Genomic DNA, 2,675 nt, shown 5'->3' on the forward strand with positions numbered 1-2,675 from the left:
GCCCGTACGGGGAGCCCAACGTCACCACCGGTGCGCGGTTCCGGTACACGGGGCAGCAGTACCTGGGCGAGCTGAACCTGTACTACTACAAGGCACGGTTCTACTCGCCGGCACTCGGGCGCTTCCTGCAGACGGACCCGATCGGTACGGCCGATGATCTGAACCTGTATGCGTATGTGGGGAACAACCCGGTCAACTTCAGTGATCCGACGGGGTTGTCGCGCGAGGAGGCGATCCTATTGGCGTGCGGCCCAGCTTGCAGTGGTGTACTCCCGCCGCGTCCGATCGCACCGCCGGTATCTGGGATTCCGGGCATGGCGGGGCAGGGGGATCTGGACGCGTTGTTCTATATTCCGCCCACGCGTGCGCCAAGCGGTTTCGAGAATGTAACCCTGCCCGGTTCGTTGCCGGTCTTGATTTGGAATACGCTGGGGAGGGGGGTAATATTTAATGAAGGGGCAAACAGTGCAACACAACCTCCCGCTCCCGGCGAAATTCCCAACGTTGACTGGAGCGACCCTTCGAAACCTCCAAAAGGAAGCGACGGAAAGGACTGGGAATGGCGCGGAAAGCCACCACAGGGTGGCGAGAAGGGCGGGTATGTCAACCCAACGAACCCTGATCAGAGCGTTCATCCTGATTTGAACCATCCGGCACCGGTCGGTCCGCATTGGGACTTCACCGATCGAGGCAGAACGCCACCGGGATGGCGAGTCTTCCCCGATGGCACAGTTAAACCAAAGTGAGGATGGCATGAACCCTGTATTGCGCCCTCTTGAAGTCGAACGAGCAATGCCCGTACTGTTGGCCGCACTCGATACGGCCGGTTTCAATTCACTTGTTATCTCCCAACTTCTCCGAATAGGAGCCTGCAACGTACTAGCCGAAGCGTCGATCCCTATTGATCGGCTATACCGATTTGCCGAGGGGGGACTTAACCCGAAAGGCCTACGTTCCGCTCGCGCGGGCTACGCAGTGGCTGAAGTTCGCTGCAACTCGGATGCGTTGGCAGGTGCACTTGCCTGCGAGCCCGGTCTGCAAACTTACTACGTTCATGAGCCTCTGAAGCGGCCCGACGAAGTGCCAACGAGTGACGGGCCGTTCCAGGTAGTGGAGGGGCAACTTTTGTACGTGCGGGAGGCAGCGCTTCTGGCAACCGAGGACCTCGCTAGCTTTGTATCGAAGAATACGCTTTCTTGGCACTTCCTCATGTTTTGCACAACAGGTCCTGCCCGCAGCTATGAACGGCTGGCCGATCTGTTGTCGGACTCCAGTTGCCTTGTTAGCGGCGTTTACGATGGGGAGAGCTATCTGATCTGGACTATTCGGCGCGATTGAAGGTAAGCGCCCGGCGAACCCGTCTTGCCGTTTCGCTCAGGCGCTGTGGCTCGGTTGCCAGCGATGCGGCAGCAACGCCCCGATCCGGCTGTAAGGCTGCGTCGGTAGCCATTCGAGCACGTCCTTCAGATACGCAAAGGGCTCGAAAGCAGGAAATAGAAGCAGGAAATAGGGGACGCACCACGGTTTGGGGAAATGACCGGACCGTGGTGCGCCTGACTACACCGCCAGCGGCACGGTGGTCACCACCACCACGTACAACACGGCCAACAAGTACGTCCCGCAAACGGTCGTGGCTGACGCGGGCACGGGCAAGCTCAACCTCACCACCGCCTTCACCTACGACGGGGTGGGCAACCTCACCCAGGTCAACGGCCCGCGCACGGACGTCACCGACACCACCACGTACGCCTTCGATGCGCAGCGCCGCATCACGCAGACGACCGACGCGCTGGGCAAGCAGACGCGCTTTGGCTATGACAACGACGGCCGGCTCATCCGCACGGCGGCCCAGCTGGGCACACAATGGCTGGTCAGCTGCCGCAGCTACACCGCCACCGGCAAGCTTCTGAAGGCCTGGGGCCCGGCGGTAACGGCCGCGGCCACCACCTGCCCGACAGCCGCCGCCCCGGTCGCGGTCACCGACTACGCCTACGACGACCTCGACCGCCTGATGCGCGTCACCGAGGCGCTCCCCGCGGCGCAGGGCGGCAACCGGGTCACCGAGACGGTGTACAACGCCGACGACAGCGTGCACCAGGTCAAGCGGGCGGTCGGCACGGCGCTGGCACAAACCTACGCCACCACCACCTACAGCGCCAACGGCCTGCCGGTCACGCTGACCGACGCCAAAGGCAACCGCACCACCTACGAGTACGATGGCCACGACCGCCGGGTGAAGCTGCGCTACCCGCACCCCACCACGGTTGGCACCTCATCGACCACCGACTACGAGCAGTACGGCTACAACGCCGTCGGCAGCCTCACGAGCCACAGGAAGCGCAGTGGCGAGACGGTCACCTTCGCCTACGACAACCTGCACCGCCTGACCAGCCGCAGCTACCCCACGGCCGCGGACAACGTCGCCTTCGCCTACGACCTGCTGGGCCGTCGCACCCAGGCCAGGTACGCCGACAACAGCCACACCGTGGCCTACGTGTGGGATGCGGCTGGGCGCCTGACCAGCACCACCGCCGGCGGCAAGACGCTCGCCTACCAGTACGACGCAGCGGGCAACCGCACCCGTCTGACCTGGCCCGAGACCAGCTTCTACGTCACCACCACCTACGACGCGCTCAACCGTCCGAGCGCGATCAAGGAACTGGGCACGACCAACC

3 protein-coding genes and 1 pseudogene are annotated in these 2,675 nt (G+C 63.2%); 3 read left to right on the forward strand and 1 reads right to left on the reverse strand.

From position 1 onward, the window contains the following. Both DNK49_RS22810 and DNK49_RS22815 read left to right on the forward strand, forming a co-directional pair. On the forward strand, nucleotides 1–746 hold a 746-nt coding region (locus DNK49_RS22810), incomplete at its 5' end, for an RHS repeat-associated core domain-containing protein (RefSeq protein ID WP_133255156.1). A gap of 7 nt (nucleotides 747–753) precedes the next feature. Next, nucleotides 754–1,338 (forward strand): hypothetical protein, encoded by a 585-nt coding sequence (locus DNK49_RS22815; protein WP_133255157.1) that lies wholly within the window; start codon nucleotides 754–756, stop codon nucleotides 1,336–1,338. A gap of 36 nt (nucleotides 1,339–1,374) precedes the next feature. On the opposite strand, the pseudogene DNK49_RS22820 reads toward DNK49_RS22815, so the two are convergent. Next, a pseudogene (locus DNK49_RS22820) lies at nucleotides 1,375–1,482 on the reverse strand (transposase domain-containing protein); the annotation flags it as partial. A 94-nt stretch (nucleotides 1,483–1,576) separates the two neighbouring features. Here DNK49_RS22820 and DNK49_RS22825 point away from each other — a divergent pair. Then, nucleotides 1,577–2,675: RHS repeat domain-containing protein (locus DNK49_RS22825; protein ID WP_133255158.1), on the forward strand; the 1,099-nt coding region annotated here is incomplete at its 3' end.

The sequence above is a fragment of the Parazoarcus communis SWub3 = DSM 12120 genome, assembly GCF_003226565.1.
GTDB classification, from domain to species: Bacteria; Pseudomonadota; Gammaproteobacteria; order Burkholderiales; family Rhodocyclaceae; genus Parazoarcus; species Parazoarcus communis.